Consider the following 21,205-nt stretch of genomic DNA (forward strand, 5'->3'; position numbering starts at 1 on the left):
CTTTGTCAACCATGGATGTGCGCGCACCGGCACGAACCTGGGGCGGACTGACCGCCGACCAGCGCAGGGCGCAACGACGCGCCGGCCTGGTCGACGCCGCCCTGACCATCTGGCTGGAGCACGGCTGGGCCGCGGTGACCATGCGGGGCGTCTGCCAGCGGACCTCGCTCAACGACCGCTACTTCTACGAACACTTCGCCGACCGCGACGAGCTGCTGGCGGCGGTGTGGGACGAGGTGTGTGCCGAGGTCTTCGCCGACCTGGCCTGCGTGCTCGCCGAGACCGCGGATCGCACGCCACTCGAGGTCATGCGCGCGGCGATCACCCGCGCGGTCGAGCTCCAGGCCGACCCGCGCGGGCGCGCCCGCATCCTGCTCGCCGATCACGCGGGCAGCGCCGTGCTCGAGCAGCGCCGCAAGACCATGCTCACCGACGCGACCGATCTGCTCATCGCCGCCGCCTGGCCCTACCTGCGCGCCGGCGTCGACGAGACCGATATCCGGATGAGCACCCTGACCGGCATCGGCGGCTTCATCGAACTGCTCTCGGCCTGGCGCACCGGCGTCCTCGACGTCGACGCCGACCGCATCATCGACCACACCAGTGCCATCGCCGCCCAGCTCGCGACGATGTTCCTACCCCCGGAGATCATCGGCGACCGATAGCCCGTCGCGGAAGGGCTTCGCCGAGCGGGATCGGTGGGGTGGGCGAACTCGGTGGGCTCGCGCTCGACTACGACCGGGTGTGCTGACCGCTCGGCAAGGCGGCGACACCGAGGTCGCGCAGGGCGTCGGCCAGGAACTCGTCGACGGCGTCGGTGCGTTCGAGCTGCACCAGGTGGCCCGCGCCCGGGACCTTCACCACCGCGCGCAGATCCGGGACGTTCGCGCGCAGCACGGCCAGCGGGTCGCGGCCGCTGAAGCCCTCCATGTCGGGGTCGTTCTCGCCGTAGAGGAAGTAGGTGGGTACCGACACCCGCGCGTCCGCGAGGGCTTCGGTGAGCGCCCAGTTGCGGTCGAGATTGCGATACCAGTTCAGGCCACCGGTGAAGCCGGTACGTTCGAACTCCGTTGCCAGGGTGTCGAATTCGTTCTCGCTCAGCCACGGCCAGGGCAGGTCGGGGGCTTGCGGCAGGACATCGAGGTAGCCCAGGCCCGGCGGGTTCTTCCAGGTGTCGAGGTAGTGGTAGTCGCCGGAGAGCGAGTAGTAGACCCTGGCCAGGAATTCACGGGGTCGCGCGGCCAGTTCGGCGTCGGCCACGCCCGGCTCCTGGAAGTAGGCCAGGTGCAGGAAGTGCCGCTGGGCAGCCTTGGTCCAGTACTCCGAAGGGGCGCGCGGCGGGCGCGGGGAGAACGGATTGTTCAGCACGACAACGGCATCCACGCGTTCGGGGGCGCGCAACGCCAGTTCCCACACGAGCTGGGCACCGAAGTCGAGGCCGACGAACACCGCCTTCGCCGCGCCGATGTCGTCGAGCAGCGCCAGCAGATCACCGATCACCGCCTCGTTGGTGTATGCCGCGACGTCGGCGGGGACGTCGGTGCGGCCGTAGCCGCGCAGGTCCGGGGCGATGGCCCGGAAACCCGCGCCGGCCACGGCCGCGAGCTGGCGGTGCCACACGAAACCCGTGTGCGGGAAGCCGTGGCAGAAGACGACCGGATACCCCTGCCCCTGCTCGGTGACGTGCATCCGGATGCCGCCGGTGTCCAGGAATCGATGGGTCAGCTCCACTACCGTCTCCGTTTCTAGAACGTGTTCCTATTTTGACGGTAGTGTCTGGAGGCCATGAGCGGAACACCCAAGATTCTCGCCGGCCGGGTCGCGGTGGTGACCGGCGCCAGCCGTGGCATCGGCAAGGGCATCGCCCAGGAACTCGGCGCGGCCGGGGCCACCGTGTACGTCACCGGCCGCACCACCACAGCGGGCCGACTGCCGGGGACCGTGCACGCGACCGCCGAGGAGATCACCGCGCTGGGCGGTCACGGCGTGGCGGTCGTGTGCGACCACGCCGACGACACCGCCGTCGAGAAGCTGTTCGCGCAGGTCCGCGACGAGCAGGGCCGCCTCGATGTGCTGGTGAACAACGTCTACAACTCCCCCGCGGCGGCGCGCTGGCTCGGACGCAAGTTCTGGGACGTCCCACCGAAGGCCTGGGACGAGACCTTCGACATCGGCGTCCGCTCGCACTACGTGGCCAGCGTGTTCGCCGCGCCGCTGCTGATCGAGTCGGCCGGGCTGATCGTCAACGTCTCCTCCCCCGGCTCCCAGCGCTACATGCACAACGCCGTCTACGGCGTCGCCAAGACCGCACTGGACCGGCTCACCGCCGACCTGGCCCACGACCTGCTCGGCACCGGCGCGACCGCGGTCTCGATCTGGCCTGGCATCGTGGATACCGAACTGCTACAGATGGTTCCGGCCGACGAGAACGGGCGCCGCGAGGTGACCCTGCCCGGCGAGGGCACCTTCGATCTCAATGCCGCCGAAACGCCGCGGTTCCCCGGCCGCGCGGTCGTGGCACTGGCCGCCGACCCCGATCGATCGACCCGCGGCGGCGGGGCCTGGAAGGTCGCCGACCTCGCCGTCGACTACGGATTCACCGACGTCGACGGCCGAATTCCACGCGCCGATTGATCGCGGAGTTCACCCCTGGATTTAGGTGAGACAGTGCGTTACATTCAAATCAGGGAGAGTCGGCTCGACGACGATCCCTGTGACGATGGAGAGAAACAATGACGTTCTCGAAGACCGCTGCCGCCGATCCGGACTACACCGACGCCCTGCTCACCCTGTCGGAGGGCTCGGTACACCGCAGGTTCGATCCCTTCCTCGATATCGACTGGGACGCACCGGAATTCGCGATCGATCGGGACGACCCGCGCTGGGTTCTCTCGGCCGAACTCGATCCGCTGGGCGCCACCGCGTGGTATCAATCGCTGCCGCTCGAGCGCCGCATCGAGATCGGCCGCTGGCGGCAGGCCAATGCCGCCAAGGTCGGGCTGGCCTTCGAGTCCATCCTCATCCGCGGGATGATGCAGTACGCGATGGCCCTGCCCAACGGGTCGCCCGAATTCCGGTACTGCCTCCACGAGATGACCGAGGAGTGCAACCACATCCAGATGTTCCAGGAGCTGGTGAACCGCATCGGTGACGACGTGCCGGGCATGCGGCCGCTGTTCCGGGTCGCCTCGCCGTTCATCGGCGTCGCGGGCGGCTACTTCTGGGCCATCCTGTTCATCGGCATCCTCGGTGGCGAGGAGCCGATCGACCACTATCAGAAGGCCCTGATCCGGTCCGGCACCGCGACCCAGCCGACGCTGCTGCGGATCATGGAGATCCACATCGCCGAGGAAGCGCGCCACATCTCCTTCGCCAACGAGTTCCTGCGCAACCACCTCGCGCGGATGAACCCGGTGAGCACCGCGGTCTGCGCCGTGGCGTTCCCGATCGCCATGCGCTGGCTCGCCGACGAACTGGTCAAGCCGTCGAAGTCGTTCGCCACCAAGTTCGACATTCCCGACGAGGTGTTCGAGGACGCCTTCTGGCGCAGCCCGACCTCCCGCAAGATCCTCAGCGGGTTCTTCGGCGACATGCGCGCTCTGGCCGGCGAACTCGGTCTGCTGAACCCGGTGACCAGGCCGCTGTGGAAGCTGCTCAAGATCGACGGTGGTCAGGCCCGCTACCGCAGCGAGCCCGACCGCCGCACCGCTCAGGCGCGGTAGCCGTCGGCGCCCGCGCGGGACATCACGATCGTCGGCACCACCGCGCGGGCCGACAACCGCAGCAGCGAGTCGACCATCTCGACGATGTCGTTCACCGCCAGCATCCGCTCGGGCGGGATCCGGTCGTGGATCCAGGCGCTCATGTCGGTGTCGACATAGGCGGGCGCGATGGCGGTGGCGGTGACACCGTTGCCGGACTCCTCGGCGTTGAGCGTGGCCAGCAGCGAGATCATCGCCGCCTTGGCCGCGCCGTAGACCGCCAGACCCGCCTCGGCGTACACGCCGGTGATCGAGGACAGCGCGATGACCTTGGCGCCGTGGTCCGGATCGGCGGCGGCCCCCGCCCGCAGCATCGGCAGCGCGCCCTGGATCAGTTGCAGCGGGGCCCGCAGATTCACCGCGATGGTCTTGTCGAACCGCTTCATCGAGGACTCGGCGAGCGTGCCCGCGGTACCGACACCGGCGTTGAGGATCAGCGCGGACAGGGTCGCGTACCGGTCGGCATGCTCGGCGAGCAGGCGGGCGATCCCGTCCTCGTCGGCCATGTCGGCGGCGACGGCGACCACGTCGGGGGCGCCGAGAGCGCGCAGCTCGGTGGCGACAGCGGCGAGCCGGTCGGCGTCGCGGGCGGTGATCGTCAGCGAATAGCCCTGCCGAGCAAGCCGATTCGCGATGCCCAGGCCGATGCCACGGGAGGCTCCGCTGATCAGTGCGGACTTGGTCGCGGTCATTTCCGGTGTCCTTTCAATGCGCGCAGGCCGGCGGCCATGAACTCCGGGGTGGCCTCCGCGGCACGCTCCGCGGCGGCTCCCGCGCCGGAGCCACGCAGCGCCCGGTGGGTGATGCCCTCCCCGATCACGCCGAGTTTGAAGTTGGCCAGCGCGAGGTAGAAGCCCCAGTCGCCGAGGTCACGGCCGGAGGCGTCGGCGTAGGACTGAGCGAGGGCGTCGGCGCTGGGCATGCGGTCGCTGGTCCATGCGGCCGACGAGCCGAGCACCAGGTCGAAGATCGGCGACCGGTACACGCACATCAGCGCGACATCGGTGAGCGGATCACCGAGGGTCGACATCTCCCAGTCGACCACGGCACGCACCCGGCTCGGATCGGCGGCGTCGAGGATGGTGTTGTCGATGCGGAAGTCGCCGTGCACGATCGAGGACGCCGACGTGCTCGGCACCGCCTCGGACAGGGCCGCGTGCAGCACCGCGACATCGGCGAGCTCCCGGGTCTTCACCCGATCCCATTGCGACGCCCACAGATTCACCTGCCGTTCGACGAAACCGGCCGGGCGGCCGAATGTGCCGAGCCCCACCGCCTCCGGGTCGACGGCGTGCAGCCGGGCCAGCACGTCGACCAGCTCGGTCGCGCTCGCGGCGACCTGGTCGTCGGTGAGTGCGGCGAGGTCGTCCTGGTCGCGGATCACCCGCCCGTCGACGTACTCGACCACGGTCATCGGCGCGCCGAGGGCGGATCCCCGCTCGTCGAAGGCGACCGTGCGCGCGACCGGCACCGCCGAGCCCTGCAACGCGGCGGTGACGGTGAACTCACGCGCCATGTCGTGCGCGGACGGGGTGAGCCCGGCGACGGGTGGGCGCCGCACCACCCAGGTGGACGCGTCGTCGGCGGCCTTGAACGTCAGATTGGAGCGACCGCCGCTGATCAGTTCCACGCGCAGTTCGCCGCGCACCTCGACGCCGCCGGCCCGCAAGAACCGCTCCAGCGCGGCGACATCCATTCCGGGAAGGCTCATTCGGCGGCCCGATGCGCTCGTTCGGCCGCGCGCACCGCGCGCTTGGCGATGGCCCACCGGTGGACCTCGGAGGGACCGTCGTAGATCCGGAACGGCCGGACCTCGCGCGACAGGCGCGCCAGCGGCAGGTCCGCCGCGACGCCGAGGCCGCCGCACATCTGCATGCTGCGGTCGATGATCCGGAAGATCGCCTCGGCGGCGTAGGTCTTCGCGATGGAGGTCGCGTCGGCCGCGGACTCGCCGCGATCGAGTTCCCAGCAGGCACGGGTCAGCAGCGCGCGGGTGGCCGCGATGTCGATCTCGTTGTCGGCGATCATCTGCTGGATCATGCCGAGATCGCCCAGGCGCGAACCGAATCCGCGCCGCTGCGCCACCCGGTCCACCGCCACGTCGTGGCCGCGGCGCGCGGCGCCGAGCCAGCGCATCACATGGGTCATCCGGGCGGGGCCGAGCCGCACCTGGGCGTACTCGAAGCCGCGGTCGACCGCACCGAGCACCGCCGCATCGGGGACGAGCAGATCCTCGAAGAACACCTCGCAGTGGCCGCCGAGCATCGACCGGTCCAGGGTGTCGATATGCCTGCCGACCCGGATGCCGGGGGTGTCGGCGGGGGCGAGGAACATCGTCGCGCCGCCGCGATCGCCGGGTTCGCCCGAGGTGCGGGCCATGATGATGAACAAGCCCGCGCCGTCGGCACCGGTGATGAACCACTTGTGGCCGTTGATGCGCCAGCCGCCCTCGGCACGCACCGCCCGGGTGGCCAGGGCGGCGGGGTCCGAGCCGGCGCCGGGCGCCGGCTCGGTCATCGCGAAGGCCGAACGGATGTCGCCGCGCGCGAGCGGCGCCAGGAACCGCTGCTTCTGTTCCGGATCGGCGATGTGGGCGAGCATGTGCACATTGCCCTCGTCCGGGGCGGCGATGTTCAGCGCCGTCGGCCCGAACAGGGAGTACCCGGCTTCCTCGAAGATGGGGGCGCGATCCGACATCCCCAGGCCGTGCCCGCCGAATTCGATCGGCGCGTGCGGGGCGAACACGCCGGCCTCGCGCGCCTCGCGCTGCAACTCCACGCGCAGGGCATCGCCGCCCGCGGCGGTGATGTCGCCGTCATGGGTGTCGTCGAGCGGAAGCACCCGGTCACGAATGAAGGCGCGGGTGCGCTCGGCCAGCCGCTGTACCTCGGGCGGATGGGACAGGTCGATCGCCACGGGCTTCACTCCTCCACACACTTGCCGAACGTTCGCTCGGCACCGGACACCTACGACAGTGACATGACCCGATAACTGCTGTCAATCGACGGATTCTCGAGGGGGCAATGTTCAGCTATTCTGAACATCATGAACACCTCCGACGGCGGGCTCGGCGCCCGCCTGCGACAGGCGAGGACCGCGGCCGGCCTGTCGCTGCGGGAGACCGCGCGCCGCATCGAGGTCAGCGCCGCCACGCTGAGCGCCATCGAGACCGGCAAGACCGGCATCTCGGTCCCGCGCCTGCGGTCGCTGGCCACCGAACTCGACACGACGACCCAGTGGCTGATCGGCGAGGAGTCCGCGCGGGCACCGCAACCGCGGCCGCGCGGCGCCGCCCCCGCGGCCGACACCGCCCGCGCCTGGCGCCGATTCCCGCCGCTGGACATCGATCCCGTCCTCGCCGCCGCGATCGACTCCTTCGTCGAGACCGGCTACCACGGCGCCACCATGCGCTCGATCGCCCAGCGCGCGGGGATGAGCGTGCCCGGCGTCTACCACCACTACCGCGACAAGCAGGACCTGCTGGTGCGCGCGCTCGACCTCACGATGGACGAGCTGCACTGGCGGGTCGACGCGGCGCGTCACGAGGCGAGCACTGGTCGCGACCGGGTGACGCGGGTCGTCGAGGCGCTGGCACTGTTCCATACCCACCGGCGCGAGCTCGCCTTCATCGGCGCCAGTGAGATGCGCAGCCTCGAACCCGCCAACCGGCGCCGGATCACCGACTCCCGCAACGAGATCCAGTATCTGCTCGACGCGGATATCGACGCCGCGCTCACCGAGAACCAGCGCAGCACCGAACACGCGCGCGCCGCGGGCCGCGCGATCGCCACCATGTGCACGGCCCTGCCGCAGTGGTTCCGCCTCGACGGCCCGGCCACGCCCGAACAGATCGCCACCGACTACGCCGACTTCGCCCTCGGCGTCCTGGGCATCCCCCGCTGACGGTGCGGCCCGCCCCGAAACTCTCGGGGCGGGCCCTTCCCCATGCACCATGCGGCGCCGCCACGTCGCACGGCAGGGTCCATCGTAGACGGACCGACCTCATCTCTCCCGCAACCACACCCGGACTGCCGAGGACAACATGCCGGACCCCGGGTTGTCCGCAGATCTCACTATCGATTTCGCCCCGCACGATGCCGAGACGGGGATCGGGCCGGGCGAGCCGGCCTCAGGACGTGACCGCTTCCGCGCCCAGCGCGGCGAACCAGGCGAGGTAGTCGGCGGTGACGGCGCGCAGGCGGGCGACGGGCCAGTCGTCGGGATGGAGTTCGGCGGGCAGGACGGGGTCGGTGGTGAGGTGATCCAGCCCGGCGCAAACAGCGGCGAATCTGGCTGTGGGGTCGGGGGTTTCGATGGCTGCCAGCAGCGCGTGACCGCGGGCGGACCAGTCGGCCAGCGGCCAGAGCCGGGCGGCGAGGTCGGCGGGGTCGGCGACCGGGCGGGTGCGCAGGCGGAAAACGGTGTCGTCGAGGTCAGCGGGCCAGGCGCGGTCGAGGTTGGCCGGACGCATCCAGACACCCTCGCGCAGTTCGGCCAGCCGCAGCGAGAGCAGGCGCGCGCGCAGGGCGGCACGGTCGGTGGCGGGGCGGCCGGTGGCGGTGACGACGACCTGTTCCCAGTCGCCGGTCCACGGGAGCGTCGCCGGTTCGGCGAGTTCGGTGCGGCGGGCGCGCAACGCGGGAGCGAGGGTGTAGGCGCGGTTCTCCCGCATCAGCTCGCCCGCGGCGACCATGCGGGACACGGCGACGCGGACGGTCGCCTCCGGGTAGCCGAGGGTGGTGGTGGCGGCGCAGATCTCGCGTGAGGTCATCGTCGGCGAATCGGCAGCGATGAGAATCCGGACCAGCGCCGAGCGGGCCGATACCGGGCGGACCTCGGTATCGGGGCCGGTCACAGGGGGTTGCACGGATCGAGTCTACATATTTCACTATTGCCACGGCCATCAGAAATATGTAACGTTGCCGACCATCAGCCGCCTCTCCGGCGTCGCCGACGACAAGGAGCCTCGCCCATGACCGCTACCCACCCGCTCGCCGGGCGCACGATGATCATGTCCGGTGGCAGCCGTGGCATCGGGCTGGCGATCGCCGTCGCCGCCGCTCGCCAGGGCGCCAATATCGTGCTGCTGGCCAAGACCGACGTGCCGGATCCGCGCCTGCCCGGCACCATCCACACCGCGGCCGCCGAGATCGAGGAAGCGGGCGGTCAGGCGCTGGCCGTGGTGGGCGACGTCCGGGACGAGGCCTCGGTGGCGAACGCGGTCGACCAGGCGGTGGAGCGTTTCGGCGGCATCGACTACTGCGTCAACAACGCCTCGGCGATCGCGCTGGCCTCCACCGAGGAACTGCCCATCAAGCGCTTCGATCTCATGCAGCAGATCCAGCTGCGCGGCACCTACCTGCTCTCCCGCGCCTGCCTGCCACACCTGCGCAACAGCGAGAACGCGCACATCCTGAGCCTGTCGCCGCCGCTGAACATGGCCCCGCACTGGCTCGGCGGACATCCGGCCTACATGGTCGCGAAGTACGGCATGTCGCTGCTCACGCTCGGCTGGGCGGCCGAGTACGCCGAACACGGCGTCGCGGCGAACTGCCTGTGGCCGCAGACGCTGATCGCGACCGCCGCGGTGCAGAACCTGCTCGGCGGCGACGAGGCCATCGCCAAGGCCCGCACCCCGGAGATCGTGGCCGACGCCGCCGTCGCCATCCTGGGCCGCGACGCCCGCACCACCACCGGCAACACCTACCTCGACGTCGATGTCCTGGCGGCCGAGGGCATCACCGATCTGTCCGGCTACGGCGGCTCGGGCACCCTCGAGTACGACATCTTCGTCGACCCGCCGCAGGCCTGACCTGGTGCGCTGGATCAGCTCTCCGCCACCGCGGTGATCTGATCCAGCGACACGCCCTTGGTCTCGGGCACCCGGCGGTAGCAGAACACCAGCGACACCGCCGAGATCGCCGCGAAGAGGAAGAACATCGTCGAGGCGCCCCACAGCTCGCCCAGCGGCGGGAACACCAGGGAGACCAGGAAATTGCCCGCCCAGATGAGGAACGTGGTGATACTCATCGCGGTGGCCCGGATCGGGGCGGGGAAGATCTCCGACAGCAGCAACCAGGTGGGCACGCCGACGCCGACCTGGAACGAGGAGATGTAGACGATCATCAGCGCCAGCAGCAGATAGCCGGTCGCGGTGTCCTGGGTCATCCGCTCGACCAGCGCCATGCCGACCAGCGCGACCACCATCACCGACAGGCCGATGAACATCAGCGGCCGCCTGCCGATCCGGTCGATCAGACTCATCCCGATGATCACGCCGATCACCGCGCCGACCCCGATCCCGATCGACGAGGTGATGGCCGCGTTGTCGCCCATGCCCGCCTGGGCCAGCGTGGACGGCGCGTAGTAGATGACGGTGTTCACCCCGACGAATTGCTGGATCAAGGCCAGCCCGACGCCGGTGACGAACAACGCGCGCACCTTCGGCTTCCGCAATTGATCCCGCAAACTGTCTTTGACAGCGGCATCGGCGGCTTCGGTTTTCTCGATGTCCTGAATTGTCGGCTCGACATTTTCCGGATAGTAGGACTGCCGCAGGACTTTCCTGGCGTCGTCCTCGCGGCCCTGTTTCAGATACCAGCGCGGTGAATCCGGCATGAAATACATACCGATGACCAAGGCGGCCGCGGGAATCGCCGCCATCGCCAGCATCAGCCGCCAGTTCCCGGTGGGAGCCAGCAGCGCGTTGACGATATAGGCCAGCAGCTGACCGCTGGCGATCATCAGGCTGTTCATCGAGACGAGCCTGCCGCGATAGGTCGGCGGCGCGATCTCGGAGACATACATCGGCACCACCAGCGACGCGGTGCCGACCGCGACACCGAGGATCAGGCGGGTGACGATCATGACGTTCGCGTCCGGCGCCAGCGCCTGCGCCAGCGCGCCGACGAAGAACAGCCCCCCGGCCAGCAGCAGGGTCAGCCTGCGACCCCACCGATCGGCCAGCCAGCCGCCGGCGATCGAGCCGATCGCGGCGCCGACCAGCAGCGAGCTGGTGACGATGCCGACCTGGGCCTGCGTGAGGCCGAAGTCCGGAGTCAGGTAGACCAGCACACCCGAGATGACGCCGGTGTCGTAGCCGAACAGCGCGCCACCGAGCGCCGCGATGATGACGACGGTGAGCACGAACTTCTTGATCCTGGCCCGCATGGCCGCCCGTTCGGGCGTCTCGGCGCCGACAGGCGGTTCGGTCACCGGTGACACCAGCACCCGCCCGGTGTCGTCCTGGACCGTGCGCGACATCCGGACGGGGGTGTCGGAGTTCGGTTCGATGAGGTGGTCGGCGGGCCCACGCCCGCCGACCACCGGCGGGGTGAGCACACCTCCCGGCCCCTCGGGTTCCCGCTCGGTGGATCCACGCTGAGAATCGGTCATGTCCACACCTCCGCCGAAAGGGTCGGTCGATTCCTGCACCCTAATGGAGCGTCGAACATTTCCGGAAGCTCGAAATGATTCCGGAAGTATCGGCAGCCCTCGGCGGAGTTCCGTTTCGGTCGGCCGAATTACCCCGGACAACTGCCTGACGCCGTGACGTGGAATTGTGGCCAGCGCACCGGCGCGTGGCGGTGATGCGGACGGGCCCGCGTCGAGCCGGGTTCCCCGAAAGGGACTAGTGGCGGTGCAGAGATCGCACGACGCCCGCGCCCCACAGCGCCAGCCACGCCGCGGCCCCCATGTACAGGACGTAGGCCAGCACGACGAGCTCGGGGCCGTAGCTTCCCGCCCAGTCCCCCAGACGCAGCAGCGCGACGATGCCGAGGCCGAGCAGGGCGAGACCCAGGATCAATCCGGGCATCCCCAGCGGGCCGACCGACGCTTCGGTGGGCGCGGTGACCCGACCATCGCGGCCGGTAACTGACAGATTGCTATTCGATTCGAAGTAGATGCTGCTCATCACACTGAGCCCCCTTCCGGGTGGCCGTCCCGACACGGCCGGTTGCTGATCCATCCTGGATCTTTCGAGGCCCGCGACACCGAAGCGGGCAGGCAGGGCGTTTGTGACGAAAGGTCCGCGTCGACCCTGTCGTTGATCACAAACGGTTAACGTTCAGCAATTACGAGCGTGCCACCATCGGTAGCCGAATGGCAGTTGATGTGATCTGCATCACATCGAACAGATGTGCGGCACGATGCGATAACGCGCGTTACATATCCGGCAAACACCCCTCGGAACTGGCGAAACCCGTCCACAACTGGACATTTGCTCAACAGGCCGACACTGCTGTGATTTATCGAACCGTTACGGCCCTGACGTGCGAAAACAGGCCGTGAGCAAACTGCGACACGGCTGCTACCCGTGCCGAGACCTCGGCCCCGTAGCGGACGGACCGGACACCGACGGCGGTACGCGACGCACCGGAACCGACACGCCCGGAACGGTTTTCGGGTATCACCGACAGGGACAGCATGCCGACACGCCGTCGTTCTCCTACGATGGGCGGCGGCACACACCGATAACAGCGTGGAAGGTCGTCGACGATGAGCGACAACGCGAATGTGATCGACCAGTCGAGTCCGAGCATCGCCCGGGTCTACGACTATCTACTCGGCGGCAAGGACAACTACGAGGTAGACCGCGCGATCGGCGATCATTTCAAGCTGAACCTGCCCGGTTCGGTGGCGATCGCGTTCACCAATCGGCAGGCCCTCACCCGCGCGGTGCGTGAGATGGCCGAGGCGGGCCTGACCCAGTTCCTCGACTTCGGCAGCGGCCTGCCCACCGCCGACAACGTGCACCAGGTCGCGCAGCGGGTGAACCCCGACACGCGGGTCGTCTATGTCGACAACGACCCGATCGTGCTGGCCCACGGGCGCGCGCTGCTGGCGACCAACGACAACACCACCGTCGTGCACGCCGATGTCCGTGACTCCGTCGGCATCCGCGCCAACGAGGAGGTGAACCGGCTCATCGATTTCGACAAGCCGGTCGGCCTGATCTTCAGCGCGATCCTGCACCATCTCAACGACGACGAGGACCCGCGCGCCGTCGTCGAATACTGGACCGGGCAGATTCCCGTCGGCAGCAGCGTGTTCATCTCCCACTTCCGCTCCGGCGACAACGCCGAGACCATCGAGGCCGAGGCCAAGCTGCAGTCCACCTTCGGCCGCGGCCGCTGGCGCACCGATGCCGAGATCGTCGCGCTGTTCGGCGACCTGCGACTGCGGGAGCCCGGCGTGGCCGCGGCCGCCCGCTGGCACCAGGACGTGCCCACCGACGACAACGATTCGGCCCGCATCGGCTCGCCCGACCGGGAGCTCTCGGTCTGGGAGGAACTCATCGTGGCGGCCATCGCCGACAAGGTCTAGGGCGGTTCGTCCGGGTCGGTGACACCGGCGAAATTCGGGCCACGACATCTCGTCCGTTCGCGCGGGTGAACGCGTCACGTTCGGCTATCTTGTGCATCTAGTTTTTCTCGATGCTGCTGGATCGTTCGTGTCGCTTCGCCGCAAGCACGTGTCGCGTGAGATCCACGCCTCGTGTTTTCGGCGACCCTCATCAGACGAAGGACGCCGGTCACCATGCCCGCACCCGTTATCCTCCACGGCCGCATCGCACGGCTGGAACCCCTTGCACCCCACCATGTTCCCGGATTGACCGCAGCCTCGGTCGCACTCGGTCCGGCCGGGTTCACCGTCGTCCCGCACGGTGAGCAGGAGGCACGCACCTACGTCTTCCAGGCCGAGTCCGCCCAGCTGGCCGGCACCGCCCTGGCCTTCGCGATCGTCACCGTGGACGACGACTGCGTGGTCGGGGCGACCAGGTTCACCCGGCTCGACTACTGGCAGGGCCCGCTGAGCTGGCCGCTGGCCGCCGAGCCCGTCACCGCGCTGCCCGGCGGCTCGATCCCCGACGCCGTCGAGATCGGCAACACCTGGCTGACGCCCGCGGCGCGCGGCGGCGTGGTGAACCTCGAGTGCAAACTGCTGATGTTGACCCACGCCTTCGACGCCTGGGGCGTGCGCCGGGTGACCCTGCGCGCCGACGCCCGCAATCTGCGATCGCGCGCCGCGATCGAACGGCTCGGCGCGGTGAGCGACGGTGTGCGCCGGGCCCATTCGCGGGGACTCGACGGCGCGGTGCGCGACACCGCGTTCTACTCGATCCTGCACGACGAATGGGCGGGTGTGCGGCTGCGGATCACCGAGCAGCTCGCCGCCCGCACCATGCTGCCGCGCGCGCCGCTGATCCCCGCCACCGCCGAGTCGTTGCGGCCCTTGGCTTCTCCGATCGGCTGAGGCTCAGCTCCGGACGGTAGCGATCCGCTCCACGATCAGCTCGGCCAGCTCCCGCGGACGCTCCTCGGGCAGCCAGTGCGAGGCGCCGTCCAAGACGGCCAGGCGGTAGTCGCCGGTGACATAGTTCTCGGTCAGCTCGGCGCCGCGGCGTGACAGCGCCGAGTCACCGGAGCTCCAGACATGGGTCACCGGCACCCGCACCGGCGCCGAGATCGCGCGCTGGCCCAGCAGCAGGATCGCCCGGTACCAGTTCAGTGCCCCGGTGAGGGCGCCGGAATCGACGATCTCGGTGTGCACCCGGGCGATCATCTCCGGCGTCATCCCGGTGCCTGCCAGCACCCGGTCGAGCAGCTCGGGACGGGCGGTCAGCACCCGCTCGGGCAGCACCGGCAGCTGGAACAGACCCATGTAATACGAGCGGGCGAGCTGATCGCTGCTGATCAGCGAACGGCGGAAGGCGCCGGGGTGCGGTACCGATACGGTCACCAGGGTGCGCACCAGGTCGGGCCGGGCCGCGGCGACCGACCAGGCGACCATGGCGCCCCAGTCGTGGCCGACCAGATGTACCGGCCCACGGTCGATCTCGCGGATCAGCGCGAGGATGTCGTCGATGAGTTCGGTGATCCGGTAGGCGAAGCGGCCGCGTGGCCGCGCACCCGGCGAGTAGCCGCGCTGATTCGGGGCGATGGTGCGGTAGCCGCGCGCGTTGAGCAGCGCGCAGAGTTCGGTCAGCGAGCTGGCGGTCTGCGGAAAACCGTGCAGCGCGAGGATGACCGGGCCGTCGATCGGACCGGAGTCCACCACATCGAAGCGGAGTCCGGCGCGGGTGTAGGAGGTCAGTCGGTTGCTCAAGGGACTCTCCGGTCGATCGACGGCCTAATTGACTGATGGGTAAATTACCTGGCGTTCAGTTGGCCGTCAACCATCCCGTCACCGGCCCGTTCCACCGTGCACGACGGCGACCTCGGTGCCGCCGAGGTCGAAGGCCCGGTGCAGCACCCGCACCGCCTCGTCCAGGTCGGTGTCGCGGACCAGGACCGAGATCCGGATCTGCGAGGTGGCGATCAGATCGAGATTGATGCCCGCCTCGGCCAGTGCCTCGCAGAACGTCGCGGTGACGCCGGGATGGTTCTTCATACCGGCGCCGATCAGCGAGACCTTGCCGACACGATCGTCGTAGCGCACATCGGTGAACCCGATCTCGGCGCGCCGCTTCCGTAGCAGCGCCACCGCACGGGCGCCGTCGGCCGCGGGCAAGGTGAAAGTGATGTCGGTGCGGCCGGTGCCGGTGTTCTGCACGACCATGTCGATGGGGATCTCGGCGTCGGCGACCGCGCGGAACACCTGGGCGGCGTAACCGGGTTCGTCGGGCAGGCCGACGACGGTCACCTTCGCCTCGGTGCGGTCGTGGGCGACGCCGGTGAGCACCGCCTGATCGGCGGGAATTTCGGCCATCGAGCCGAACACGGTGGTGCCGATCGCATCGGTGTAGGACGACCGCACATGCACCGGAACGTGATAGCGGCGCGCGTATTCCACACAGCGCAGCATCAGCACCTTCGAGCCGCAGGCGGCCATCTCCAACATCTCCTCGTAGGAGATCTGGTCGAGTTTCTGCGCGTCCGGCACGATACGCGGGTCGGCGGTGAACACGCCGTCGACGTCGGTGTAGATCTCGCACACATCGGCGCCCAGTGCCGCGGCCAGCGCCACGGCGGTGGTGTCGGACCCGCCGCGGCCCAGCGTGGTGACGTCGCGGCTGTCCTGGCTGACACCCTGGAACCCGGCGACGAGCACCACCTCGCCGTCGTCGAGCGCGCGCCGGACCCGGTCCGGGTCCACCTCGATGATCTTGGCGTTGCCGTGCGCGCCGGTAGTGATCACCCCCGCCTGCGAACCGGTCAGCGACCGGGCCTCCGCGCCGAGCGCGTGGATCGCCATGGCCACCAGCGCGTTCGAGATCCGCTCGCCGGAGGTGAGCAGCATGTCCATCTCGCGCGGCGGCGGCGCGGGCGCCACCTGGCCCGCCAGGTCCAGCAGTTCGTCGGTGGTGTCGCCCATGGCCGAGCACACCACCACCACATCGTGACCCTGCTTCTTCGTCTCCACGATCCGCTCGGCGACCCGCCGGATCCGTTCGGCGTCCGCCACCGACGATCCGCCGAATTTCTGCACAACCAGGGCCATCCCTCGTCCTCTCCCCTGCTCGCCCACGCGTGACCCGCGGGTAACCCCTCCGAGTATCCCGGCATTTCTGGCACGGCTGTCCTGATTCGTGGTGAAAACGACTGCCGCCGAGGTGATTCGGCCGCGATACTGGCTGGACGGGGGTGACGTCCGCGGCGTTCGTTCCCGGCTCGACATCTCTCGGCGGTAAGGCGAATTCCCATGACCGATCAGCTCTTTCGTTCCCCACGTGCCTCGTTCGGGGTCGCCGTTCTCGGCACCGGAGCACTCGCCGCCGAGGTCGTGCGGATCCTGCGCGACACGGGCGGCGATTTGCGGGAACGCGCCGGTGCGGACCTGGTCCTCGCCGAGCCCGCGGAGCTGGTGGTGGACGCGACCGAGCACCTCGGTGCGGCGCACGCGGTGCTCGACGCGCTGCGCGCGGGACGGTCGGTGATCACCGCGAACACCGCGCTGATCGCCGAGTACGGGCACCGGCTGGCCGCGACCGCCGAGCAGCACGGTGCCGACCTGTTCTTCGAAGCGGCGGTGGCGGGCGGTGTTCCGGTGGTGCGGCCACTGACCCAATCACTGTCGGGCGACCGGGTGAACCAGGTGCTCGGCGTCTTTCCCCCCGAGCACAGCAGGCACGCGGCCGCGCAGGCGGCGATCCTGGCGACGCTCGCCTTCCACACTCGGGTGGAGGTCGGCGACGTGCAGTTCGAGGAGTCCGGGCCCGCGGCGGCGCCCGACCTCGCCGCCGCCGAGGCGTTGGGGCTGCGTCTGCGCACCCTCACCGTCTGCACCAGGATCGCCGAAGACGGTGGCAAGGAACAGGTCTCGGTCCGCGTCCACCCCGCGCTGCTCCCGGCGACCGACCCGCTCGCCCGCGTCGACGCGCCGTCCAGCGCGGTCGCCGTCGACGCCGCGGGTGCGGGCAGGCTGATGTTCTACGGTGACGGCGCCACCACGGCGACCGCGTCGGCCCTGCTCGGCGACCTCATCACCGCCGCCCGCAACCGCGTCCACGGCGGCCGCGCCCCGCGCGCCTCCTACTACGCCCAGCTCCCCATCGCCCCGCTCGGCGACACCCCCACCCGCTCCTACCTCAACCTGCGCGTCACCGACCACGCCGGCGCCCTCGCCCAGGTCGCCGCGGTGTTCGCCGACAACGGCGTGAGCATCGCGCGCGTACGCCAGGAACACCAGGGCACCGACGCCCACCTGATCGTCCTCACCCACCGAGCCCGCGAGTCCGCACTCATCGACACGATCGACGCCCTCACCGACGCCCCCTGCGTCCGCGAGGTGCGGACCCGCTGGCGAATCGAAGGCACCGACGACTAGGCGCGTCGTGTCGCTGACCGCCGCTACAGGCTGAAGGCGATCGCGCGCAGGATCAGCACGGCGATGAATACCAGGGTGAAGGCCAGATCGATGCCCAGGCCGCCCATCCGCAGCGGCGGCAGGATTCGTCGCACGGGTGCGATCACCGGTTCGGTCGCGGCATGGGTGATCGACCGCGCCTTGCCGACCCAGTCCGGACCCTTTCCTGCCAAGGCCAGCCAATCGAGCACCATCCGCGCGAGCAGCACGAACATGAACACCGTCAGCGCGTAGCCGACCACGGTTCCGATGAGACTCATAACGCCACTCCTTAGGAAGCCGCACTGGACCTCGTACCCGATCAACGCCGACCACCGCGCCGAAGTGTCCTTCCCGGATGGTTCTCAGCCGATTATCAGCCCTGGCTCGTCGTGGTCGAGGCTCCGCCGCGCACCGCCGCCGGGAGCAGTCCGGAGACAGCGCGAGCCCCGGGCGGTCGACCCGGGGCTCGCGTGGTGACGATCTACTTCTTGCGTTCCTTCTTCTCGCGCACGCGCACCGAGATGCGCACCGGCGAGCCGTCGAAGCCGAACTCCTCGCGCAGACGGCGCTCCAGGAAGCGGCGGTAGCCCGCCTCGAGGAAGCCGGTGGTGAACAGCACGAACGTCGGCGGGCGGGTGCCCGCCTGGGTGGCGAACAGGACGCGGGGCTGGCGGCCGCCGCGCATCGGCGGCGGGGTGGCCGCGATGACTTCCTTGAGCCAGGTGTTCAGGCGGCCGGTGGAGATGCGCTTGTCCCAGGACTCGAGCGCGGTCTCCATCTGCGGCACCAGCTTCTGCACGGCGCGGCCGGTGTGGGCGGAGATGTTGACCCGCTGGGCCCACGGCACCCGCACCAGATCGCGGTCGATCTCGCGCTCGAGCATGTAACGGCGGTCCTCGTCGACCAGGTCCCACTTGTTGAACGCCAGCACCAGCGCGCGACCGGAGTCGGCGACCAGGCTGATCACGCGCAGGTCCTGCTCGGTGATCGGCACCGAGGCATCGATCAGCATGATCGCGACCTCGGAGGCCTCCAGCGCCGACTTGGTCCGCAGCGAGGCGTAGAACTCGGTACCGGTGGCATTGGACACCTTGCGGCGCAGACCGGCGGTATCGACGAACTTCCAGGTCTTGCCGCCCAATTCGACCAGCGAGTCGACCGGGTCGACCGTGGTGCCCGCGACATCGTGGACGACCGAGCGCTCGTCGCCGGAGAGCTTGTTGAGCAGACTGGACTTGCCGACGTTCGGCTTGCCGACCAGCGCCACCCGACGCGGTCCGGCGGCGCCGGTGCCCTCGCGCGGGGTCTCGGGCAGCGCGCCGAGCACGTCGTCGAGCAGGTCGCCGGTGCCACGGCCGTGCGCGGCCGAGACCATGCGCGGCTCACCCAGACCCAGCGACCACAGGCTCGCCGCCTCGATCTCGACCTTCTGGTCGTCGACCTTGTTGGCCACCAGGATCACCGGGATCTTGGAGCGGCGCAGCTTGCGCACCGCGGCCTCGTCGGTGGCGGTGGCACCGACGGTCGCGTCGACGACGAGCAGGATCGCGTCGGCGGTCTCCATCGCCACCTCGGCCTGCCGGGCGACGTGCTGCTGCAGACCCTTGGCGTCGGGCTCCCAGCCGCCGGTGTCCTGCACCAGGAATCGGCGTCCGGCCCAGCTGGCCTCGTAGGAGATGCGGTCGCGGGTGACGCCGGGGATGTCCTCGACGACGGCCTCGCGGCGGCCGAGGATGCGGTTCACCAGGGTCGACTTGCCCACGTTCGGACGGCCGACAACCGCGACGGTGGGCATCGCGAGGTGTTCGTCGCCCTCGTGCTCACCTTCGAGATCGGCGATCTCCCAGTCGGATTCGTCCGACCACGTGCCGTCTCCGACCAGTACCTCTTCGTCGATCATCGCGACCCTCCTGTCGTGGCCGAAAGCTGCTGGGCCACCACGCGGTAGAGCTCGTCGATGGTCTCGTCCATCGTCAGGTCGCTGGTGTCGACGAGCACCGCGTCGGCTGCGGGGCGCAGCGGCGACACCGTGCGGGTGGAGTCGAGGGTGTCGCGGCGCTGCACGTCGGCCAGCACGGCCGCGTAGTCGTCGCCGCGGCCCTCGCGGATGTTCTGGGCATTGCGCCGCTGGGCGCGCGCCTCCGCGGAGGCGGTGAGGTAGATCTTGGCGTCGGCGCCGGTGAGCACAACGGTGCCGATATCGCGGCCCTCGACCACGATGCGTCCGGACACGGCCGCGATCTCACGCTGCAGCGCGACGAGCTGCTCGCGCACCTCGGCGACCGCGGACACCGCGGACACGGCCTTGGTGACGGCATCGCCGCGGATCTCGGCGGAGACGTCCTCGCCGTCGAGCTCGATCACCTCGTGGCTGGGATCGGTGCCGATCGACAACGGCAGCGCCGCGACAGTGTCCGCGATGGCGGCGACGTCGGTCAGGTCGACCCCGGCACGCAGCACGCGCAGCGTCGCGACCCGGTACATGGCGCCGGTGTCGAGGTAGCGGGCGCCCAGGCGGGTCGCCAGCCGACGCGACACACTGGACTTGCCGGTGCCAGACGGGCCGTCCATCGCGACGACGAGCGTGCCGTCACCGGTCATCCGGTCGCCCGAGATCTCCACCGAGAAATCCACTCCGTTCACAGCTGCACCGCCTCGTAGAGTTTGCCGATCTCGTCGCGGCCGAGCACGCGCAGCGTGCCGGGACGCTGGTCGCCCAGCGCCACCGGGCCGATGTGGGTGCGCACCAGCCGGATCACCGGGTGGCCGACCTCGTCGAGCAGCCTACGCACGATGTGCTTGCGGCCCTCGTGCAACACGAGCTTGACCAGCGAGCGACCCTCGTAGGCCTCGAGCAGCATGAACTTGTCGACCTTGGCCGGACCGTCCTCGAGCTCGACGCCCTCGCGCAGCCGCTTGCCGACCAGGCGGTAGTTGACCTCGCCGTTGACGGTGGCCAGGTAGGTCTTGGGCACCTCGAACGACGGATGCATCAGGCGATGCGCCATCTCGCCGTCGTTGGTGAGCAGCAGCAGGCCCTCGGTGTCGGCGTCGAGACGGCCGACATGGAACAGGCGCTGCCCGGCGGCGATCCGCTCGGCGACGATGTCACCGACGCAGGGACGGCCCAGATCGTCGGACATGGTGGACTGCCAGCCCTTGGGCTTGTTCAGCACCAGGTGCACCAGCTCGTCGCGGACGACGACACGGGTGCCGTCGACGCGCACGACCGCGTTCTCCGGATCGACGCGCAGACCCTGCTCGCGCACGATCCGGCCGTCGACCTCGACGCGACCGGCGGCGATCATGTCCTCGGCCGCGCGGCGCGAGGCCACACCGGCCTTGGCGAGCACCTTCTGCAACCGTTCGCCTTCGCCCCAGGGCAGCTTCTTCGGGCCCTCGGTGTTCTCGGCGTGCTGGTGCCGGGCCGGCTTGGCGTTGTTCAGGATCGTCGGGGCGACGACCTTGCGCTGCGGCTTGGCGTTCTTGGTCTTGCGCACGGGCGCCTGCGACGTCGCGGGACGGGCGGTGCCGCCCGCGCGCTGGGTCCCCCGTGCCGGGCTGCCCGCCGAGCCGCGCTGGTAGCCACCCTCCCGGCGGTCGTCGCCGCCGCGCTGGTAACCGCCGCGACGGTCGTCGCCGCCGCGCTCGTA

The 21,205-nt window shown here is 69.7% G+C and carries 21 protein-coding genes; 8 read left to right on the forward strand and 13 right to left on the reverse strand.

From position 1 onward, the window contains the following. Window positions 1-11 precede the first annotated feature (11 nt). Window positions 12-665 carry a TetR/AcrR family transcriptional regulator gene (locus tag ATM97_RS11095; RefSeq protein WP_218717892.1) on the forward strand — a complete coding sequence of 218 codons (654 nt, stop codon included), beginning with the start codon at window positions 12-14 and terminating at the stop codon, window positions 663-665. A 67-nt stretch (window positions 666-732) separates the two neighbouring features. Here the strand turns inward: ATM97_RS11095 and ATM97_RS11100 are convergent, their stop codons facing one another. Next, window positions 733-1,731 carry an alpha/beta hydrolase gene (locus ATM97_RS11100; protein ID WP_308248446.1) on the reverse strand — a complete coding sequence of 333 codons (999 nt, stop codon included), beginning with the start codon at window positions 1,729-1,731 and terminating at the stop codon, window positions 733-735. A gap of 54 nt (window positions 1,732-1,785) precedes the next feature. Between ATM97_RS11100 and ATM97_RS11105 the strand changes: the two genes are divergently transcribed. Together ATM97_RS11105 and ATM97_RS11110 are read left to right on the forward strand one after the other, a co-directional pair. After that, complete coding sequence (locus tag ATM97_RS11105; RefSeq protein ID WP_218717893.1) at window positions 1,786-2,634, forward strand: SDR family NAD(P)-dependent oxidoreductase; 849 nt, start codon at window positions 1,786-1,788, stop codon at window positions 2,632-2,634. Window positions 2,635-2,732: 98 nt separating this feature from the next. Next, a complete protein-coding gene (locus tag ATM97_RS11110) occupies window positions 2,733-3,722 on the forward strand; it encodes a diiron oxygenase (protein ID WP_218717894.1) in 990 nt (329 codons plus the stop codon). Here ATM97_RS11110 and ATM97_RS11115 read toward each other — a convergent pair. The 3 genes from ATM97_RS11115 to ATM97_RS11125 are packed head-to-tail and all read right to left on the reverse strand — an operon-like array spanning window position 3,710 to window position 6,677. Then, a complete protein-coding gene (locus ATM97_RS11115) occupies window positions 3,710-4,453 on the reverse strand; it encodes an SDR family NAD(P)-dependent oxidoreductase (RefSeq protein WP_218717895.1) in 744 nt (247 codons plus the stop codon). The two genes, ATM97_RS11110 and ATM97_RS11115, sit on opposite strands and share 13 nt — an antisense overlap. Continuing rightward, window positions 4,450-5,457, reverse strand: coding sequence for a phosphotransferase family protein (locus ATM97_RS11120; RefSeq protein WP_218717896.1), 1,008 nt, complete (start codon window positions 5,455-5,457; stop codon window positions 4,450-4,452). Before ATM97_RS11120 ends, ATM97_RS11115 begins: the two co-directional genes overlap by 4 nt. Before the next feature lie 11 nt (window positions 5,458-5,468). After that, window positions 5,469-6,677: an acyl-CoA dehydrogenase family protein gene (locus ATM97_RS11125; protein WP_218717897.1), complete on the reverse strand. Its 1,209-nt coding sequence runs from the start codon at window positions 6,675-6,677 to the stop codon at window positions 5,469-5,471. Between the two features lie 129 nt (window positions 6,678-6,806). Here ATM97_RS11125 and ATM97_RS11130 point away from each other — a divergent pair, with 129 nt between their 5' ends. Continuing rightward, entirely contained in the window at window positions 6,807-7,664 is an 858-nt protein-coding gene (locus tag ATM97_RS11130; RefSeq protein WP_218717898.1) for a TetR family transcriptional regulator, read from the forward strand. A 226-nt stretch (window positions 7,665-7,890) separates the two neighbouring features. Here ATM97_RS11130 and ATM97_RS11135 read toward each other — a convergent pair whose 3' ends face one another. Then, the gene (locus tag ATM97_RS11135; RefSeq protein WP_308248447.1) at window positions 7,891-8,628 is read right to left on the reverse strand and encodes a PaaX domain-containing protein, C- domain protein; all 738 of its coding nucleotides are present in this window, start codon (window positions 8,626-8,628) and stop codon (window positions 7,891-7,893) included. Window positions 8,629-8,733: 105 nt separating this feature from the next. Between ATM97_RS11135 and ATM97_RS11140 the strand changes: the two genes are divergently transcribed. Continuing rightward, the gene (locus ATM97_RS11140) at window positions 8,734-9,573 is read left to right on the forward strand and encodes an NAD(P)-dependent oxidoreductase (RefSeq protein WP_218717899.1); all 840 of its coding nucleotides are present in this window, start codon (window positions 8,734-8,736) and stop codon (window positions 9,571-9,573) included. A 14-nt stretch (window positions 9,574-9,587) separates the two neighbouring features. On the opposite strand, the gene ATM97_RS11145 is transcribed toward ATM97_RS11140, so the two are convergent. Together ATM97_RS11145 and ATM97_RS11150 are read right to left on the reverse strand one after the other, a co-directional pair. Next, window positions 9,588-11,156 carry a sugar porter family MFS transporter gene (locus tag ATM97_RS11145; RefSeq protein ID WP_255587555.1) on the reverse strand — a complete coding sequence of 523 codons (1,569 nt, stop codon included), beginning with the start codon at window positions 11,154-11,156 and terminating at the stop codon, window positions 9,588-9,590. A 235-nt stretch (window positions 11,157-11,391) separates the two neighbouring features. Next, window positions 11,392-11,676 carry a hypothetical protein gene (locus ATM97_RS11150; protein ID WP_218717900.1) on the reverse strand — a complete coding sequence of 95 codons (285 nt, stop codon included), beginning with the start codon at window positions 11,674-11,676 and terminating at the stop codon, window positions 11,392-11,394. 584 nt (window positions 11,677-12,260) lie between these two features. Between ATM97_RS11150 and ATM97_RS11155 the strand changes: the two genes are divergently transcribed. Together ATM97_RS11155 and ATM97_RS11160 are read left to right on the forward strand one after the other, a co-directional pair. Then, on the forward strand, window positions 12,261-13,088 hold the full coding sequence (locus ATM97_RS11155) for an SAM-dependent methyltransferase (RefSeq protein WP_218717901.1): 828 nt from the start codon (window positions 12,261-12,263) through the stop codon (window positions 13,086-13,088). Window positions 13,089-13,301: 213 nt separating this feature from the next. Continuing rightward, window positions 13,302-14,018, forward strand: a complete 717-nt coding sequence (locus tag ATM97_RS11160; RefSeq protein ID WP_218717902.1) for a GNAT family N-acetyltransferase — start codon at window positions 13,302-13,304, stop codon at window positions 14,016-14,018. 3 nt (window positions 14,019-14,021) lie between these two features. On the opposite strand, the gene ATM97_RS11165 is transcribed toward ATM97_RS11160, so the two are convergent. After that, complete coding sequence (locus ATM97_RS11165; RefSeq protein WP_218717903.1) at window positions 14,022-14,870, reverse strand: alpha/beta fold hydrolase; 849 nt, start codon at window positions 14,868-14,870, stop codon at window positions 14,022-14,024. Window positions 14,871-14,948: 78 nt separating this feature from the next. Next, window positions 14,949-16,205: an aspartate kinase gene (locus tag ATM97_RS11170; RefSeq protein WP_218717904.1), complete on the reverse strand. Its 1,257-nt coding sequence runs from the start codon at window positions 16,203-16,205 to the stop codon at window positions 14,949-14,951. Between the two features lie 201 nt (window positions 16,206-16,406). Between ATM97_RS11170 and ATM97_RS11175 the strand changes: the two genes are divergently transcribed. Beyond that, window positions 16,407-17,531, forward strand: a complete 1,125-nt coding sequence (locus ATM97_RS11175) for an ACT domain-containing protein (protein WP_218717905.1) — start codon at window positions 16,407-16,409, stop codon at window positions 17,529-17,531. A gap of 23 nt (window positions 17,532-17,554) precedes the next feature. On the opposite strand, the gene ATM97_RS11180 is transcribed toward ATM97_RS11175, so the two are convergent. From ATM97_RS11180 to ATM97_RS11195, 4 genes are all read right to left on the reverse strand, one after another. Next, window positions 17,555-17,830, reverse strand: a complete 276-nt coding sequence (locus ATM97_RS11180; protein ID WP_218717906.1) for a YggT family protein — start codon at window positions 17,828-17,830, stop codon at window positions 17,555-17,557. A 203-nt stretch (window positions 17,831-18,033) separates the two neighbouring features. Next, window positions 18,034-19,452 carry a ribosome biogenesis GTPase Der gene (der, locus tag ATM97_RS11185; RefSeq protein WP_218717907.1) on the reverse strand — a complete coding sequence of 473 codons (1,419 nt, stop codon included), beginning with the start codon at window positions 19,450-19,452 and terminating at the stop codon, window positions 18,034-18,036. Beyond that, window positions 19,449-20,153, reverse strand: coding sequence for a (d)CMP kinase (gene cmk, locus ATM97_RS11190; protein ID WP_218717916.1), 705 nt, complete (start codon window positions 20,151-20,153; stop codon window positions 19,449-19,451). The genes der and cmk overlap by 4 nt, the downstream gene beginning before the upstream one ends. A 38-nt stretch (window positions 20,154-20,191) precedes the next feature. Next, window positions 20,192-21,205, reverse strand: a 1,014-nt coding sequence (locus tag ATM97_RS11195) for a pseudouridine synthase (RefSeq protein WP_255587557.1), incomplete at its 5' end; no start/stop codon positions are given.

The organism is Nocardia sp. MH4 (genome assembly GCF_019266065.1).
Taxonomy (GTDB): Bacteria; Actinomycetota; Actinomycetes; order Mycobacteriales; family Mycobacteriaceae; genus Nocardia; species Nocardia canadensis.

Coding starts and splice junctions, on each gene's coding strand:
- ATM97_RS11095 (WP_218717892.1), top strand. CDS start 12: ATGGATGTGCGCGCACCGGCACGAACCTGGGGCGGACTGACCGCCGAC.
- ATM97_RS11105 (WP_218717893.1), top strand. CDS start 1,786: ATGAGCGGAACACCCAAGATTCTCGCCGGCCGGGTCGCGGTGGTGACC.
- ATM97_RS11110 (WP_218717894.1), top strand. CDS start 2,733: ATGACGTTCTCGAAGACCGCTGCCGCCGATCCGGACTACACCGACGCC.
- ATM97_RS11115 (WP_218717895.1), bottom strand. CDS start 4,453: ATGACCGCGACCAAGTCCGCACTGATCAGCGGAGCCTCCCGTGGCATC.
- ATM97_RS11120 (WP_218717896.1), bottom strand. CDS start 5,457: ATGGATGTCGCCGCGCTGGAGCGGTTCTTGCGGGCCGGCGGCGTCGAG.
- ATM97_RS11130 (WP_218717898.1), top strand. CDS start 6,807: ATGAACACCTCCGACGGCGGGCTCGGCGCCCGCCTGCGACAGGCGAGG.
- ATM97_RS11140 (WP_218717899.1), top strand. CDS start 8,734: ATGACCGCTACCCACCCGCTCGCCGGGCGCACGATGATCATGTCCGGT.
- ATM97_RS11145 (WP_255587555.1), bottom strand. CDS start 11,156: ATGACCGATTCTCAGCGTGGATCCACCGAGCGGGAACCCGAGGGGCCG.
- ATM97_RS11150 (WP_218717900.1), bottom strand. CDS start 11,676: ATGAGCAGCATCTACTTCGAATCGAATAGCAATCTGTCAGTTACCGGC.
- ATM97_RS11155 (WP_218717901.1), top strand. CDS start 12,261: ATGAGCGACAACGCGAATGTGATCGACCAGTCGAGTCCGAGCATCGCC.
- ATM97_RS11160 (WP_218717902.1), top strand. CDS start 13,302: ATGCCCGCACCCGTTATCCTCCACGGCCGCATCGCACGGCTGGAACCC.
- ATM97_RS11170 (WP_218717904.1), bottom strand. CDS start 16,205: ATGGCCCTGGTTGTGCAGAAATTCGGCGGATCGTCGGTGGCGGACGCC.
- ATM97_RS11175 (WP_218717905.1), top strand. CDS start 16,407: ATGACCGATCAGCTCTTTCGTTCCCCACGTGCCTCGTTCGGGGTCGCC.
- ATM97_RS11180 (WP_218717906.1), bottom strand. CDS start 17,830: ATGAGTCTCATCGGAACCGTGGTCGGCTACGCGCTGACGGTGTTCATG.
- der (WP_218717907.1), bottom strand. CDS start 19,452: ATGATCGACGAAGAGGTACTGGTCGGAGACGGCACGTGGTCGGACGAA.
- cmk (WP_218717916.1), bottom strand. CDS start 20,153: ATGACCGGTGACGGCACGCTCGTCGTCGCGATGGACGGCCCGTCTGGC.